Annotated in this window: 16 protein-coding genes; 8 read left to right on the top strand and 8 right to left on the bottom strand. The window is 70.3% G+C overall.

Annotated features, from left to right (window positions below; genetic code table 11):
• Positions 1-250: 250 nt before the first annotated feature.
• From ACZ3KJ_RS08710 to cseC, 5 genes are all read left to right on the top strand, one after another.
• A complete protein-coding gene (locus ACZ3KJ_RS08710; RefSeq protein WP_467525701.1) occupies positions 251-1,306 on the top strand; it encodes an HhH-GPD family protein in 1,056 nt (351 codons plus the stop codon).
• Between the two features lie 312 nt (positions 1,307-1,618).
• Complete coding sequence (locus ACZ3KJ_RS08705) at positions 1,619-2,161, top strand: SigE family RNA polymerase sigma factor (RefSeq protein ID WP_467525699.1); 543 nt, start codon at positions 1,619-1,621, stop codon at positions 2,159-2,161.
• Positions 2,146-2,811, top strand: a complete 666-nt coding sequence (locus tag ACZ3KJ_RS08700; protein ID WP_467525697.1) for a hypothetical protein — start codon at positions 2,146-2,148, stop codon at positions 2,809-2,811. Before ACZ3KJ_RS08705 ends, ACZ3KJ_RS08700 begins: the two co-directional genes overlap by 16 nt.
• A 233-nt stretch (positions 2,812-3,044) precedes the next feature.
• Positions 3,045-3,746 carry a two-component system response regulator CseB gene (gene cseB, locus ACZ3KJ_RS08695; RefSeq protein WP_389524859.1) on the top strand — a complete coding sequence of 234 codons (702 nt, stop codon included), beginning with the start codon at positions 3,045-3,047 and terminating at the stop codon, positions 3,744-3,746.
• 29 nt (positions 3,747-3,775) lie between these two features.
• Positions 3,776-5,179 carry a two-component system sensor histidine kinase CseC gene (gene cseC, locus ACZ3KJ_RS08690; protein WP_467525695.1) on the top strand — a complete coding sequence of 468 codons (1,404 nt, stop codon included), beginning with the start codon at positions 3,776-3,778 and terminating at the stop codon, positions 5,177-5,179.
• A 364-nt stretch (positions 5,180-5,543) separates the two neighbouring features.
• On the opposite strand, the gene ACZ3KJ_RS08685 is transcribed toward cseC, so the two are convergent.
• On the bottom strand, positions 5,544-7,139 hold the full coding sequence (locus tag ACZ3KJ_RS08685; protein WP_467525693.1) for an MDR family MFS transporter: 1,596 nt from the start codon (positions 7,137-7,139) through the stop codon (positions 5,544-5,546).
• Between the two features lie 170 nt (positions 7,140-7,309).
• Here ACZ3KJ_RS08685 and ACZ3KJ_RS08680 point away from each other — a divergent pair, with 170 nt between their 5' ends.
• Positions 7,310-7,903, top strand: a complete 594-nt coding sequence (locus ACZ3KJ_RS08680; RefSeq protein WP_467525691.1) for a TetR/AcrR family transcriptional regulator — start codon at positions 7,310-7,312, stop codon at positions 7,901-7,903.
• Between the two features lie 11 nt (positions 7,904-7,914).
• Here ACZ3KJ_RS08680 and ACZ3KJ_RS08675 read toward each other — a convergent pair whose 3' ends face one another.
• A complete protein-coding gene (locus ACZ3KJ_RS08675; protein ID WP_467525689.1) occupies positions 7,915-8,508 on the bottom strand; it encodes a M23 family metallopeptidase in 594 nt (197 codons plus the stop codon).
• Between the two features lie 524 nt (positions 8,509-9,032).
• On the opposite strand from ACZ3KJ_RS08675, the gene ACZ3KJ_RS08670 reads away from it, so the two are divergent.
• Entirely contained in the window at positions 9,033-9,665 is a 633-nt protein-coding gene (locus tag ACZ3KJ_RS08670; RefSeq protein ID WP_467525687.1) for an HAD family acid phosphatase, read from the top strand.
• A 115-nt stretch (positions 9,666-9,780) separates the two neighbouring features.
• On the opposite strand, the gene ACZ3KJ_RS08665 is transcribed toward ACZ3KJ_RS08670, so the two are convergent.
• The gene (locus ACZ3KJ_RS08665) at positions 9,781-12,306 is read right to left on the bottom strand and encodes an ATP-dependent Clp protease ATP-binding subunit (RefSeq protein WP_389524877.1); all 2,526 of its coding nucleotides are present in this window, start codon (positions 12,304-12,306) and stop codon (positions 9,781-9,783) included.
• Positions 12,307-12,736: 430 nt separating this feature from the next.
• Here ACZ3KJ_RS08665 and ACZ3KJ_RS08660 point away from each other — a divergent pair, with 430 nt between their 5' ends.
• Positions 12,737-13,333, top strand: a complete 597-nt coding sequence (locus tag ACZ3KJ_RS08660; RefSeq protein ID WP_467525685.1) for an SCO3374 family protein — start codon at positions 12,737-12,739, stop codon at positions 13,331-13,333.
• On the opposite strand, the gene ACZ3KJ_RS08655 is transcribed toward ACZ3KJ_RS08660, so the two are convergent.
• The 5 genes from ACZ3KJ_RS08655 to ACZ3KJ_RS08635 form a co-directional block, all read right to left on the bottom strand.
• The gene (locus ACZ3KJ_RS08655) at positions 13,312-13,647 is read right to left on the bottom strand and encodes a histone-like nucleoid-structuring protein Lsr2 (protein WP_385065922.1); all 336 of its coding nucleotides are present in this window, start codon (positions 13,645-13,647) and stop codon (positions 13,312-13,314) included. The two genes, ACZ3KJ_RS08660 and ACZ3KJ_RS08655, sit on opposite strands and share 22 nt — an antisense overlap.
• Before the next feature lie 225 nt (positions 13,648-13,872).
• Positions 13,873-14,406: an amino-acid N-acetyltransferase gene (locus ACZ3KJ_RS08650; protein WP_385065924.1), complete on the bottom strand. Its 534-nt coding sequence runs from the start codon at positions 14,404-14,406 to the stop codon at positions 13,873-13,875.
• 9 nt (positions 14,407-14,415) lie between these two features.
• On the bottom strand, positions 14,416-14,844 hold the full coding sequence (locus tag ACZ3KJ_RS08645; RefSeq protein ID WP_467525682.1) for a BlaI/MecI/CopY family transcriptional regulator: 429 nt from the start codon (positions 14,842-14,844) through the stop codon (positions 14,416-14,418).
• Between the two features lie 138 nt (positions 14,845-14,982).
• Complete coding sequence (locus tag ACZ3KJ_RS08640) at positions 14,983-15,162, bottom strand: hypothetical protein (protein ID WP_401686908.1); 180 nt, start codon at positions 15,160-15,162, stop codon at positions 14,983-14,985.
• A 75-nt stretch (positions 15,163-15,237) separates the two neighbouring features.
• A complete protein-coding gene (locus tag ACZ3KJ_RS08635) occupies positions 15,238-15,936 on the bottom strand; it encodes a hypothetical protein (RefSeq protein WP_467525785.1) in 699 nt (232 codons plus the stop codon).
• Between the last annotated feature and the right edge of the window lie 86 nt (positions 15,937-16,022).

Below are 16,022 nucleotides of genomic sequence, written 5' to 3'. Positions count from 1 at the left end.
ACGGCGACCCCGTCCCCCACTTACGCCTCTCGCCCACACGATCGGTCACCCCTGGTGACGACTCGCAAGGGAACGCCCACGCTCGGTGACGTCGACAGAATTTCGCATTCGCATCCCTTGCAGCTTTGGCCATAGCTACCGGCCGACCGTCTCCTCAGCCGGCGGGCGCGCGCCGCTCCGCGCCCGCGCCCACGCCGCCGGGTGGCGGTACGCGCGCGTGCCCCGGTGCGCATGGCAGGATCGAAAGGCCATGACTGCGCCCACGAAGCCCCCGCACAGCAGCCCCACCGACGCCGACGCCGTCCCCGGACCCCCGTTCGGAGAGCAGTCGCCCTCCGCCCCCACCGCCGGGACGACCACCGCACCGACCACAGGCACGCTCTCCGGCACGCTCGCCGGAACGCTCACCGGAACCGCCGCCGGAGAGGTCTCCGGCACGCACCTGCACTCCCCCGTGATCGACTGGTTCGACGACAACGCCCGCGACCTTCCCTGGCGGCGCCCGGAGGCCGGCGCCTGGGGCGTGATGGTCAGCGAGTTCATGCTCCAGCAGACGCCGGTCAACCGTGTCCTGCCGGTCTACGAGCAGTGGCTCGCGCGCTGGCCGCGCCCCGCCGACCTGGCGGCCGAGGCGCCCGGCGAGGCCGTCCGCGCGTGGGGCCGGCTCGGCTACCCGCGCCGCGCCCTGCGCCTGCACGGCGCCGCGTCGGCCATAACGGAACGGCACGGCGGCGACGTACCGTCGGACCACGCGCAACTGCTGGCCCTGCCCGGCATCGGCGAGTACACGGCCGCCGCCGTCGCCTCCTTCGCGTACGGCCAGCGGCACGCCGTCCTGGACACCAACGTGCGCCGGGTCTTCGCCCGCGCGGTGACCGGCGTGCAGTACCCGCCGAACGCCACCACGGCCGCCGAGCGCAGGCTGGCGCGCGCTCTGCTCCCCGAGGACGAGCGGACCGCCGCCCGCTGGGCCGCCGCGTCCATGGAACTCGGGGCGCTGGTGTGCACGGCCAAGAACGAGACCTGCCACCGCTGCCCGATCACCGCGCAGTGCGCCTGGCGGCTCGCGGGCAAGCCGGAGCACGACGGTCCGCCCCGCCGGGGACAGACGTACGCCGGGACGGACCGGCAGGTGCGGGGCAAGCTGCTCGCCGTCTTGCGCGACGCGCACGCGCCCGTGCCGCAGGCGGCCCTCGACCGGGTCTGGCACGAGCCGGTGCAACGCGCGCGTGCCCTCGACGGGCTCGTGGCGGACGGTCTGGTGGAGCCGCTGCCCGGCGGCCTGTACCGCCTCCCCCTGACCTGACACAGGGTCACGTCACAGACGGCGATCCTCTCCCCCCGCCCACACCCGGCCGTTCGTCACCCCTCACCCCACCCGCCCACCCGACGAATCACCCCATAACCTCACCATCCGGTTCGCTTCTTTATCTGCGCCCTACTTCCGTTACACAACCGACGGACAGCCGAGGGGTGACCGCGGGCTGCCTCGGACAGTGCCGTGACAACACCTCCGTAGCGTCGTTCGCGTACCCGGCAGCGACACGCGGGCACAGACCAGAAGCGGGGAAACCGGCGGCTCCGGCCGACCGGCACGGGGACACGGAGGCGGTTGATCATGGAGCAGGGCGAGGTGCTCGAGTTCGAGGAGTACGTCCGCACGCGGCAGGACGCGCTGCTGCGCAGCGCCCGTCGGCTGGTGCCGGACCCGGTCGAGGCGCAGGACCTGCTCCAGACCGCGCTGGCCCGGACGTACGGCCGTTGGGAGGGCATCGCGGACAAGCGCCTCGCCGACGCCTATCTGCGCCGGGTCATGATCAACACGCGGACGGAGTGGTGGCGGGCCCGGAGGCTGGAGGAAGTGCCCACCGAACAGCTGCCGGACGCCTCCGTGGACGACTCCACCGAGCAGCACGCGGACCGCGCCCTTTTGATGGACGTGCTGAAGGTGCTCGCCCCCAAGCAGCGCAGCGTCGTCGTCCTGCGACACTGGGAGCAGATGTCCACGGAGGAGACGGCGGCCGCCCTCGGCATGTCGGCGGGAACGGTCAAGAGCACGCTGCACCGGGCACTCGCCCGGCTCCGCGAGGAGCTGGAAGCCCGCGATCTCGACGCACGCGCGCTGGAGCGTGAGGAGCGGGAGCGTTGCGCGGCGGCCTGACCGAGGCCCGGCCCACCACACCGGTCCGGGGCACCGTCCAGGCGGCGACCACGGCGGCGGCCGTACTCGCCGCCCTCGCCCTTGTGGTCTCCTCGTGCGCCGCCGGCGGCACCGGCGCCCGCGACGAGGGGCCGGCCCGCGGCGACGCGGTCGCCGGCGCCGCCACGGCCTCCCCGTCGGCCGCTCCCACCGAAGCCTCCGACCGGGTGGACGCGGTGCGGCTCGTCAAGGAGGACCCCGCGGTCTCGGCGGAGGTCAAGCGCGAGCTGAAGCCGTGCGCCGGCGACGAGTACCCGGTCGACGTGTCCTACGGCGCTCTCACCGGCGGCTCCGGCAACGACATCGTCGTGAACGTACTGACCTGCGGCGACGCCATCGGCGTCGGCTCCTACGTGTACCGGAAGCGCGACGGCCGCTACGAGAACGTGTTCAAGGCCGAGGAGTCCCCGGTGTACGCGGAGCTGGACCGCGGCGCCCTGGTGGTCACCAAGCAGGTGTACGAGAAGGGCGACCCGGTCTCCAGCCCGTCCGGCGAGGACGTGACCACGTACCGCTGGGCCGCGGACCGCTTCGTCGAGGAGTACAGCTGGCACAACGACTACAGCAGCGTCGTCGGCGGGGACGGCTCGACGGAGTCCGCGGGGGGATGAGCCCCGGCCGGCGTGGGCTGAGCCCTCCCGGGGGCCGTGAGCCGGGGCCGGGAGCCGGGGAGGGTTCCGGGCTGGCGCCGGGAGCCAGGGAGGGTTCCGGGCCGGGACCGCGGAAAGTCCGGGGGAAAAATCTCCCGTCGCGTGAACCGTTCGGGCCGCCCGGTCCGATGAACCAGTGAACGACACAGCCGACAGACGTACGGCCGACACCCACGAGGACTGAGAGCACCGGGATGGCAGACCAGACCCACGTCCTGTTCGTCGAGGACGACGATGTCATCCGCGAGGCCACCCAACTCGCCCTGGAGCGGGACGGCTTCGCGGTCACGGCGATGCCCGACGGCCTGTCCGGCCTGGAGGCGTTCCGGGCCGACCGCCCGGACATCGCGCTGTTGGACGTCATGGTGCCCGGCCTGGACGGCGTGAGCCTGTGCCGGCGCATCCGCGACGAGTCCACCGTGCCGGTGATCATGCTGTCCGCGCGCGCCGACTCCATCGACGTCGTCCTCGGTCTGGAGGCCGGTGCCGACGACTACGTCACCAAGCCGTTCGACGGAGCCGTCCTCGTCGCCCGCATTCGCGCGGTCCTGCGCCGCTTCGGGCACGCGGGCGGCGGCGACCGCACCGAGCCCGGCGGCTCTGCCACGGGCGGGGTGCTGACCTTCGGCGAGCTGGCGGTCGACACCGAGGGGATGGAGGTGCGCCGGGCCGGACGGCCGGTGGCCCTCACCCCTACCGAGATGCGTCTGCTGCTGGAGTTCTCCTCGGCCCCGGGCACGGTCCTGTCGCGGGACAGGCTGCTGGAACGTGTCTGGGACTACGGCTGGGGAGGCGACACCCGGGTGGTGGACGTCCATGTGCAGCGCCTGCGGACCAAGATCGGCCAGGACCGCATCGAGACGGTCCGCGGCTTCGGCTACAAACTGAAGGCCTGAGCGGGACGGGGGATGCGGGGATGTGGGGGATGCGGGGGATGCGGGGAATGTTGCGGCACCTGGTTCCGGCCGACGCGGAGCGCGCGGCCGTCCGCATCGGCCTGCGGTGGAAGCCGAGCGCGGGCATCCGCACCGGCCTGCGGTGGAAGCTGAGCGCGGCCATCGCGCTGGTCGGCGCGCTGGTGGCGGTCGCGCTCAGCCTGGTCGTGCACAACGCGGCCCGGATGTCCATGCTGGACAACGCACGGGACCTCGCCGACGAACGCGTCCAGATCGCCCAGCGCAACTACGCCGTGTCCGGCCGCGCCAACTTCCCCAGCATCGAGATCGACGACCCTCGTCTGCCGTCGGAGCTGCGGGAGAAGGTCGAGGAGGGCCGGCGGGCGACGTTCGTCTCCGAGCACGCGGCGGGCGGCGCGCCGAGCATCTGGGCGGCCGTGCCGCTCAAGGGCGGCCATGTGCTCTCCCTCCACACCGGATTCACCGACCGCAGCACGGACATCCTCAAGGACCTCGACCAGGCCCTGGTGATCGGCTCCATCGCGGTCGTCCTGGGCGGCAGCGCGCTCGGTGTGCTCATCGGGGGGCAGCTGTCCCGCCGGCTGCGCAAGGCGGCGGCCGCCGCCAACCAGGTCGCCAAGGGCGAGACGGACGTCCGGGTGCGGGACGCCATCGGCGGGGTCGTCCGGGACGAGACCGACGACCTGGCGCGGGCGGTCGACGCCATGGCGGACGCCCTCCAGCAGCGGCTGGAGGCCGAGCGCAGGGTCACCGCCGACATCGCGCACGAGCTGCGCACGCCCGTGACGGGCCTGCTCACCGCCGCCGAGCTGCTGCCGCCCGGCCGGCCCACGGAACTGGTCCTGGACCGGGCCCAGGCCATGCGCACCCTCGTCGAGGACGTGCTGGAGGTGGCCCGCCTCGACGGTGCCTCGGAGCGCGCGGAGTTGCAGGACGTCCTGCTGGGCGAGTTCGTCAGCCGGCGTGTCGCGGCCAAGGATCCCGCGGTCGAGGTCCGGGTGGTGCACGAGTCGATGGTGACCACCGATCCCCGGCGGCTGGAGCGCGTGCTGTTCAACCTACTGGCCAACGCCGGCCGGCACGGCAGACCGCCCGTCCAGGTCACCGTGGAGGGCCGGTTCATCCGGGTGCGCGACCACGGCCCCGGCTTCCCCGAGGACCTGCTCGCCGAGGGCCCGAGCCGCTTCCGCACCGGCAGCAGCGACCGCGCCGGCCACGGCCACGGGCTCGGTCTGACCATCGCCGCGGGCCAGGCCCGCGTCCTGGGCGCCCGGCTCACCTTCCGCAACGTACGGCCGGCCGGGGCGCCGGAGGACATACCCGCCGACGGCGCCGTCGCCGTCCTGTGGCTGCCGGAACACGCGCCGACGAACACGGGGAGCTACCCGATGCTGCCGATGTCCGGGCAGTAGGCCGCTGTACGGGCCCTAGCGGTCCCGTGCCCTGGACCGTAGCGGTCCCGCGCGCGGGGCCTCACCGGCCCGACGACTCCGGCGCCCCCGGAACCCCGGCGAACCCGGGCGGCTCCGAGCCACTCCGGGCCACTCCGGCGACCCTGGCGGCTCCGGGCGCCCCCGGCCCCCCTGGGCGACCACGGCGTGCCCCGGCTCCGGCGGCCTCGTCCTCCGTCGCGGCCCCAGCTGCTCCTACGACGGGATACGACGGAAAAGGCCCCCTGAAGCGGTCTCCCGCCGGGGGCCTCCGGTGAGGTCGGGACCGGTGCCGCGCCGCTCGTCGGCGCGGGCGGCGCGGCATCGGTCCCGTCATGTCATGGGGTCAGACGGACTCCGCCACCGGCGCCGTCGGGACGGCGGCCTCGTCCGCGGGCCCCTCCGGCTTCGGGCCGGTTCCCCGCAGCGGAACCTCCTTGACGAAGAAGGACGCCACCAGCGCGATCACAGCCACCGCCGAGCCGAGGAGGAACGCCGCGTGGGTGCCGTCGGAGACCGCGTACTGGTAGGCCTCCCGGGCCGCCGCCGGAAGCTTGGCGAGGCTGGCCGCGTCCAGTTGCGCGGACTGCTCGGTGACCGCGGAGCCCAGCGCGCTGGCCCGCTCGGTCATGACGTCCTGGACCCGGCTGTTGAACAGCGCGCCCATGATCGCGACACCGAAGGAGGAGCCGAGCGTACGGAAGAGGGTGGTCGACGAGGAGGCGACGCCCATGTCCTTCATCTCCACGCTGTTCTGCGCGACCAGCATGGTGATCTGCATCAGACAGCCCATGCCGAGACCCACGACGGCCATGAACACGCCGGAGGTGAGCCGGGAGGTCCCGGTGTCCATCGTGGACAGCAGATACAGCCCGACGATCATCAGGGCGCCGCCGACGATGGGGAAGACCTTGTAGCGGCCGCTGTTGGTGGTGATGCGGCCCGCGACGATCGAGGTCACGAGCATCGCGCCGAGCATCGGCAGGAGCAGCAGCCCGGAGTTGGTCGCGGACGCGCCCTGCACGGACTGCTGGTACAGCGGCAGGAAGAGGGTGGCGCCGAACATCACGAAGCCGGTGATGAAACCGATGAGGGACATCAGCGTGAAGTTGCGGCTGCGGAAGATGTGCAGCGGCACGATCGGCTCGGTGGCCCTGGTCTGCCAGAACACGAACCCGACCAGCGCGGCGACACCGATGCCGATCAGCTCCATGATCCGAGCGGAGCCCCAGGCGTACTCCGTGCCGCCCCAGGTGGTGACGAGCACGATGGCCGTGATGCCGATGGTCAGCAGCGCGGCGCCCAGGTAGTCGATGCGGGCCTGGGACCGCTTCCTCGGCAGGTGGAGGACGGCGGTGATGAGGCCCAGGGCCACGATGCCGAGCGGCAGGTTGATGTAGAAGGCCCAGCGCCAGCCCCAGTGGTCGGTGATGGTGCCTCCGACGAGCGGACCGCCGATCATCGCGATCGCCATCACTCCGGCCATCATGCCCTGGTACCTGCCGCGCTCCCGCGGCGGGACCAGGTCACCGATGATCGCCATGACGCCGACCATCAGTCCGCCGGCGCCCAGGCCCTGAACGGCCCGGAACGCGATCAGCTGCCCCATGTCCTGGGCCATGCCGCTCAGCGCCGACCCGATCAGGAAGATCACGATCGAGCTCAGGAAGGCGCCCTTGCGCCCGTACATGTCGCCGAGCTTGCCCCAGATCGGGGTGGAGGCGGCGGTCGCGAGGGTGTACGACGTGACCACCCACGACAGGTGCTCCAGGCCTCCGAGCTCGCCCACGATCGTCGGCATCGCCGTACCCACGATCATGTTGTCGAGCATCGCGAGCATCATCGTGATCATGAGCGCGAGCATGACCACCCGTACGCTCTTCGGCTCTCGCGCAGCCGGCGTGACGCCGGCGCCCGTCTGTTTGCTTGCTGTGTCCGCCATCGTTCCCACTCCCCCAGGACGCTTACTTACTTGCCGCCCGGCTAGTTCACTACACTGGGAAAGTAGACCCCTAACTAGCCGGGCGTCAAGTAAGTTCCAGTCCGGGGCGGCGGGTAAGTTTTTCTTACCGAAGCGTGGGCGAGTGTCGCGGGAGCGCGAGGAGTACGAGGATGGACGTCACCATGGACGGCACCAGGCAGCAGCGCCGAGGCAACACCCGCCAGCGCATTCAGGACGTGGCCCTTGAACTCTTCGCCGAGCAGGGGTACGAGAAGACCTCGCTGCGCGAGATCGCCGAGCGCCTGTCGGTCACGAAGGCGGCCCTCTACTACCACTTCAAGACCAAGGAAGAGATCGTCGTCAGCATCTTCACGGATCTGACGAAGCCGATCGAGGACCTGATCGAGTGGGGCAAGGCGCAGCCGCACACCCTCGAGACCAAGCGGGAACTCGTCCGCCGCTACAGCCAGGCCCTCAACAACGCCGTCCCCCTCTTCCGGTTCATGCAGGAGAACCAGGCGACGGTGCGGGAGTTGCAGATCGGGGGGTCCTTCAAGGACCGCATGGGCAGTCTGCGCGACATCATCATCGACCCGGACGCCCCCCTGGCCGACCAGGTCCGCTGCGTGAGCGCGATCTTCACGCTGCACGCCGGAATGTTCTTCCTCCAGGACATCGAAGGCGACCCCGAGGACAAGCGTGAAGCCGTCCTCGAGGTCGCCATCGATCTGGTCACCCAGGCCCACCAGGGCACGCGGCCCTAGGGCCTGCCGGGTCAGACGCTGAGGCCCTTGGCCCGCAGGAACGCGACCGGGTCGATCGCCGAGCCGTAGTTGGGGGTCGTGCGGATCTCGAAGTGCAGGTGCGGGCCGCTGGAGTTGCCGGTGTTGCCGGACAGGGCGATGCGCTGGCCGGTCTTGACGATCTGGCCGACCTTCACCTCGATGCGCGACAGGTGGGCGTACTGGGAGTACGTGCCGTTGCCGTGCTTGATGACGATGGCGTTGCCGTAGGCGGGGCCGTCGCCGGCGCCGTTGCCGCCGGCCTTGACCACGGTGCCGCCGTGCGCGGCCACGACCTTGGTGCCGCTCGGGACGGCGAAGTCCTGCCCGCTGTGGGTGGACTGCCACATGGCGCCGTTCTGGTGGAAGCTGGCGGACTTGGTGTACTTCGCGACCGGCTTGACCCAGCCGGTGGAGGCGGCCGCCTTCACCGCCACGGACTGGACGGCGGGCTGAGCGGCGGGCTGGACGGCGGACGCCACTCCGCTCCCCAGGACGACCGAGGCGCCGAGAGCGGCGGCCCCGACCGCCACGCGGGTGCGGAACTGGGACGTACGGGAGGAGCGGAACGTGACGCGCTGGAACATCGAAACCTCATGGGAGCCGGGGGCAGAGAAAACCACCCGACGGACGTCCGCCGGATGGGCCATTCCTTGGTAACCCACGAGCCCAGAAAGCCTCAAACATGTGACCTACGACAGAATTTAGTAGATCACCGCCAAAGCACACTCTTCTTGACAGTCCACCCCTTACCCCCACTTCCCCCAATTCCGCCCACATCAGCCCTAATCCATGCACCGTTCTGCACCTTTAGCCCGTTTTGCCGGGTTCGCCTGCTCCACTAATCCAGCTAGTAACGGACAAATCGCCTGTGCGGCACGTCACCAGCCACCCCCCTCAAGGGACTTCGGAATGTGACGGGGGCTACTCGCCCCTACTCCCTCTCCTTTTCCGCGAGTTGTGACCCACACCACGATCACGCACTCAAGGCTGTGACCGGGCTCTCAGGATGCACTACCGTCCAGTAACCCGCTGGTTCCCCTCAAGCCATCACCTTCGATGAGCATGCTCACGACATCCATAGCGCCATGGACGCGAGAGGACCCCCACCATGAGCAGAGGCAGCTGGACGCGCCACATCGCCCTGACCGCCGCGGCCACGGCCGCCGTCACCGCGATGGCCGTCCCGGCAGCGGACGCGGCCGACACCGGCACCACGGCCGTGTCGGCCGCGTCCGCTGCCGCGGTGGCCGTGGACCACGACACCTGGCAGGCGGACTGCCAGGCCGTGATGGACCAGGCCCTGCCCTATCTGAAGCAGCGCATCGCCGCCCCGGTGCCGGGCGAGAAGCAGGCGATCGTCTTCGACGTGGACAACACCACCCTGGAGACCGACTTCGGCTTCAGCTACCCCCAGCCGGCCAACGCCCCCGTCCTCGACGTCGCCGAGTACGCGCAGGAGCACGGCGTCGCGCTGTTCTTCGTCACGGCCCGCCCCGGGATCATCGCCTCGGTGACCGACTACAACCTCCGGCACGTCGGCTACCAGGTCTCCGGTCTTCATGTCCGCGGCCTCCTGGACCTCTTCCAGGACGTCGCCGACTACAAGACCGCCCAGCGCGTCGACATCGAGGCCGAGGGCTACACGATCATCGCGAACATCGGCAACAGCGCCTCCGACCTGTCCGGCGGCCACGCCGAGAAGACGTTCAAGCTGCCCGACTACGACGGGCAGTTGTCGTAGCCGACGAACGGCCGTCGCCGGGGCACGCGTAAGGGGCCGGTGCTCCTGAGAGCACCGGCCCCTTACGTCAGGTCCGTCGGGTTCCGTCAGGTCCGTCGGGCGAACTCCGGGACGGTCACGCGTCCTTGCTCAGGTTCGGCCCGGCACCGCCGGCCGCCTGCTCGATCGGCGGGACGTCCGGCAGGGCCGACTTCTCCTCACCCCGGAAGGTGAAGGTCTTGGTCTCGCCCTCGCCCTCGGTGTCCACGACCACGATGTGACCGGGGCGCAGCTCGCCGAAGAGGATCTTCTCCGAGAGCGTGTCCTCGATCTCGCGCTGGATGGTGCGGCGCAGCGGACGCGCACCCAGCACGGGGTCGTACCCCTTCTTGGACAGCAGCTCCTTGGCGGACTGGGAGAGCTCGATGCCCATGTCCCGGTCCTTCAGGCGCTCGTCGACCTTGCTGATCATCAGGTCGACGATCCGCAGGATGTCCGCCTGCGTCAGCTGCGGGAACACGACGACGTCGTCGACGCGGTTGAGGAACTCGGGCCGGAAGTGCTGCTTCAGCTCGTCCGAGACCTTGTTCTTCATGCGCTCGTAGTTGGTCTTCGTGTCGCCCGCGGCCGCGAAGCCGAGGTTGAAGCCCTTGGAGATGTCCCGGGTGCCGAGGTTGGTCGTCATGATGATGACCGTGTTCTTGAAGTCCACGACCCGGCCCTGGGAGTCGGTCAGGCGACCGTCCTCCAGGATCTGCAGCAGCGAGTTGAAGATGTCCGGGTGGGCCTTCTCGACCTCGTCGAAGAGGACGACGGAGAACGGCTTGCGGCGGACCTTCTCGGTCAGCTGGCCGCCCTCTTCGTAGCCCACGTATCCGGGCGGGGAACCGAAGAGACGCGACACCGTGTGCTTCTCGCTGAACTCCGACATGTCGAGGGAGATCAGCGCGTCCTCGTCGCCGAAGAGGAACTCGGCGAGCGCCTTGGACAGCTCGGTCTTACCGACACCGGACGGGCCGGCGAAGATGAACGAACCACCGGGGCGCTTGGGGTCCTTCAGACCGGCGCGGGTACGGCGGATCGCCTTCGACAGCGCCTTGACGGCGTCGTTCTGGCCGATGACCCGCTTGTGGAGCTCGTCCTCCATGCGGAGCAGGCGGCTGGACTCCTCCTCGGTCAGCTTGAAGACCGGGATGCCCGTCGCCGTGGCGAGGACCTCGGCGATCAGCTCGCCGTCGACCTCGGCGACGACGTCCATGTCGCCGGCCTTCCACTCCTTCTCCCGCTTGGCCTTGGCGGCCAGGAGCTGCTTCTCCTTGTCGCGGAGGGAGGCGGCCTTCTCGAAGTCCTGCGAGTCGATCGCGGACTCCTTGTCGCGGCGGACGCCGGCGATCTTCTCGTCGAACTCGCGCAGGTCCGGCGGAGCGGTCATCCGGCGGATGCGCATCCGGGAACCGGCCTCGTCGATCAGGTCGATCGCCTTGTCCGGCAGGAAGCGGTCCGAGATGTACCGGTCGGCCAGGGTGGCGGCCTGGACCAGTGCCTCGTCGGTGATGGAGACGCGGTGGTGGGCCTCGTACCGGTCGCGCAGACCCTTGAGGATCTCGATGGTGTGCGGCAGGGACGGCTCGGCGACCTGGATGGGCTGGAAGCGGCGCTCCAGGGCCGCGTCCTTCTCCAGGTGCTTGCGGTACTCGTCCAGCGTGGTCGCACCGATGGTCTGGAGCTCACCGCGGGCCAGCATCGGCTTCAGGATGGAGGCCGCGTCGATGGCGCCCTCGGCGGCACCCGCACCGACCAGCGTGTGGAGCTCGTCGATGAACAGGATGATGTCGCCGCGGGTGCGGATCTCCTTGAGCACCTTCTTCAGGCGCTCCTCGAAGTCACCGCGGTAGCGGGAGCCGGCGACCAACGCGCCGAGGTCCAGGGTGTAGAGGTGCTTGTCCTTGAGGGTCTCGGGCACCTCGCCCTTGACGATGGCCTGGGCGAGGCCCTCGACGACGGCGGTCTTGCCGACGCCGGGCTCACCGATCAGCACCGGGTTGTTCTTGGTACGGCGGGACAGCACCTGCATGACCCGCTCGATCTCCTTCTCGCGCCCGATGACCGGGTCGAGCTTGGACTCACGAGCGGCCTGGGTGAGGTTCCGGCCGAACTGGTCGAGGACCAGGGACGTCGAAGGCGTGCCCTCGGCAGGCCCGCCGGCGGTGGCGGTCTCCTTGCCCTGGTAGCCGGAGAGCAGCTGGATGACCTGCTGCCGCACCCGGTTGAGGTCTGCGCCCAGCTTGACCAGGACCTGGGCGGCGACGCCCTCGCCCTCGCGGATCAGGCCGAGCAGGATGTGCTCCGTGCCGATGTAGTTGTGACCCAGCTGAAGGGCCTCGCGGAGCGACAGCTCCAGGACCTTCTTGGCACGGGGGGTGAAGGGGATGTGGCCCGAGGGAGCCTGCTGGCCCTGGCCGATGATCTCCTCCACCTGCTGGCGGACCGCCTCGAGCGAAATCCCGAGGCTCTCAAGGGCCTTGGCGGCGACACCCTCACCCTCGTGGATCAGGCCCAGGAGGATGTGCTCGGTGCCGATGTAGTTGTGGTTGAGCATCCGGGCTTCTTCCTGAGCCAGGACGACAACCCGCCGCGCGCGGTCGGTGAACCTCTCGAACATCGTTAATCGCTCCTCAGAGCGGTCAGGCAGTGGGGGGAACTTCCCCTCCCTGTCCTTCCGCAGCTTAGTCCCGCAAGCGGGGACCGCTCATTCCAACTGCCGACACCGTCGATGGCCTCCTGACCCCGAACGCCGACATCTGCTCCAACCCGATGGTGCGAGACGATGTTCCCGCAGGCCAGACAGTTACCCCCTTCGCCAGTACGCCGATGGCGAACGTGAGACGTCCCGTCCTGCGTGTCGACCCCTCCCACTAGGGATGTCTTACCCGCTGCGACGGACAGTCCATGCCGCGTGCACCGGTTCCCTCCGCTATGGGCGAACAACCTCACGCCCCCCGGGATCCCCGCGCGCCCCCGCTTTCGGCACGCTGGGCATCCAGGTGAATACTCAGCGTAACTCTCGGGCGTTCCGGACGGTTGCCTTGGGCATGACTGATACGGCCGGCGCCACGGACACGGTCGATGCCGATACGGACACGGTCGATGCCGATACGGCCGATACCGCCGCCCGTGTCCGCGGCTGGTACGAGAACGAACTGGGGTGGGCGACGGCGCCCGGGACGCCCGTGCGGCTTGCGGTCGGCGTGCGCTTCGACGTCCTGGAGGTGCCGGCCGAGGCGGGTCACGCGGCTCTGCGGCGCCTGGCGCCGGGCTCTCCCGTGGCCGTCGAGGGGGAGCGGATACGGCTCCTGGTGGCCGCGGGCAGCACGGAGGAGCTGCCGGGGATCCTTCGGTGGCTCGACTGGGGGGCGCTGCCGCTGGAGCTTCGGGCGATCGGCGCGGGCGGCCTCATCGAGGCGCCGCTGCCCCCGGGCGCGGGGTCCGCCGGGACTGCGCAGGGGGCCGCCCTGTGGGTACGGCCCCCCGTGGCCGGGCGCGAGATCGAGGCCTCATTGGCGACGGTGTCGGCCCTGGGGGGCGGTGGGGGCGCCCCCGATCTGGTGCGGTGGGTGGACACGCTGGCGACGCAATGTCACCGTGTCCGGCTGCGGCGCGCCTGCGCTCAGCCGTTGGCCTTCTCGTAAGCCTCGCGAATGGACGCGGGAACACGGCCACGGTCGTTGACCTCGTAACCGTTCTCCTTCGCCCATGCGCGGATCTGCGCGGTGTCCTGGCTGCCACCGGAAGCGGCGCGCGTCTTTCCGCGTCCGCCCGAAGCGCGGCCACCGGTGCGACGGCCACCCTTCACATAGGGGTCGAGAAGGCCGCGCAGCTTGTCCGCATTGGCCGTCGTGAGATCGATCTCGTAGGTCTTGCCGTCCAGCGCGAACGTAACGGTCTCGTCCGCCTCGCCGCCGTCGAGGTCGTCGACAAGAAGGACCTGAACCTTCTGTGCCACCGGATTTCCTTTCATCGATAACGTGAGGGCCGGGGCTCTGCGGCGTGCGCCGTTTCGCCGCCCCTGTTATATGCAGTACTGCAGTACGTCGGAAAGCAAACCGCTTTTGCTGGAAAAACACAAACCCCCGGCAGAGGCCTGCGGCCCGCCCGCCGTCCGGAAAGATACGCGTTTCGGACATAGGGCACCCGGGCAACGGCGTCCGGCCCGGAATGGACTGGACGATCACAGATGCAGAAGCATCCGGCTGTTGCCCAAGGTGTTCGGTTTCACTCGTTCGAGTCCCAGGAACTCGGCGACGCCCTCGTCATAGGAACGCAACAGCTCCGCGTAGACATCGGTGTCGACCGGCGTCTCGCCGATCTCCACGAAGCCGTGCTTGCTGAAGAAGTCGACTTCGAAGGTCAGGCAGAAAACGCGGCGAACGCCCAGCCAGCGGGCGGTGTGCAGCAACTTCTCCAACAACTGGTGACCCACGCCGGCGCCCTTCAGGCCGGGCTTCACCGCGAGAGTGCGGACTTCCGCGAGGTCTTCCCACATCACGTGCAGGGCGCCGCAGCCGACGACCTCGGCGTTGTCGTCCCGTTCGGCGACCCAGAACTCCTGGATGTCCTCGTAAAGCGTCACGGTCGCTTTGTCGAGCAGGATGCGGTCGCGGACGTACGCGTCAAGGAGACGGCGGACGACGGGGACATCGCTGGTCCGGGCCCGGCGGACGGTGATGGCTTTAGCGCTGACTTCGGGGCTCCGTGCTGACATGTGCGGACGCTATCGCCCGTCGGGTCCGGTTGCCGAGCCGGGGTTCTGGTTCTCCCCGGCACTCGCCGGCCGGGGGGCTTCGGACGTTTCCGGACCTTGGACGATGCGCACCGCGTCCCGCAGGGCGAGCCGCTGTTCCTCGCTCATCATGCCGAAGAAGGCGACGAGAGCGGCGGCGGGGTTGTCGCTCTGCGCCCAGGCGTCGTTCATCAGGGCGGCCGCGTAGGCGGCGCGGGTGGAGACCGCCTCATATCGATAGGCCCGGCCTTCCGCCTCGCGGCGGACCCAGCCCTTCTGATGGAGATTGTCCAAAACGGTCATCACCGTGGTGTACGCGATGGACCGTTCCTGCTGGAGGTCTTCCAGGACTTCTCGAACGGTCACCGGGCGGTTCCACTTCCACACCCGCGTCATGACCGCGTCTTCGAGTTCTCCCAATGGGCGAGGCACACCTCAGAACAATAGTGGGAGATCTCGCCCATCGCGTGCCGGACGTGCAGGTTCACCGACGAAGGAGCACAAAAAGGGCGTACGGCTGCCGGGAGGCTGCCGTACGCCGTGCGGGGGGTGTCCTGGTCAGGCGTCGGGCTGGGCGGAGGGCCGGGGGGTGCCCTCCGCGCGCGCGAGGGCGGCGTCGACGGCCGCGTCCTCCTTGGCCTTGTTGGCCCCGCCCTGGGTCTTCACGATCACCCTGACCACACCGATGAAGAACGCCGCCATGACGACGGGGGGCACGAGCGCGGAGACGTAGTCCATGGATCCAGGGTAGCCAGGAGGGAGGGGGGCTCCGGGGCGGGGTCGGGTGCGGCGGGGCGCCCCGGTGCCGTTCCCTCAGCAGACCGCGAGCCGCCGCTTCCCGGCCCCGGCGGGCGGCGGGACCGGTTTGCGGCGCGGGAAGACCTCGCCCGGCGTGGGGACGGGCCGACGCGGGGGCTCGGGCGCGGCAGGCTTCACGGGCACGGGGCCGGGAGCGGGGTGGGGTGCGGCGGGCCTCTGGGCGGGCTTCTTCCCCGGCTCCCCGTCCGTGCCGTCCGCGGCCACGGCGACCCGGCCGCCGGACACCCGGTCCACGGCCTCCGCCCGGCCCCCGGGCAGGGCCAGGAGGCGCATACGGGACACCGGCACCACGGGAGCCGCCGGAGCGGGCCGACGGGCCGTCTGGCGCGCCAGGCGGGCGCGTACGTCCTGTTCCGCGAGGACCTGGCAGTGGGCCAGGAGGACGGCCGCCGCCGGATTGCCGCGCAGGGCGCGCAGGGCGGCGAGGTCGTCCGCGCCGGGCCGGTGGCCGGCGGCCAGGACCTCCTCCAGCAGCGTGAGGTATCCGGCCGCGGTGCCGGGCAGGGCGGCGCGGTACCGGGCGAGGTCGGCCACCAGGAAGGCCCGCAGCCGGGCGGTCTCACGCACCGCCTCGTCGAGGGACTCGGCGAGGCGGTGGCAGTCCTGGACGTCCTCGGCCGAGGCGGGACCGGGGTGGAGGGCGAGGGCGAGAGCGCGGCGGAGCACACGCAGCTCCTCCGCGCCGAACGCCATGCCGCCGCGGGATCCGTATGGCGTGGGCATGCGGCGACGATACGCGCTAATCAGACAATCTCGGTATAACGGTCAGGCGTGGCGTG

It is taken from the genome of Streptomyces sp. NPDC003248, from assembly GCF_055563235.1.
Note: the sequence above shows the minus strand (reverse complement) of the source record. Positions and strands in the feature narration are given on the sequence as shown.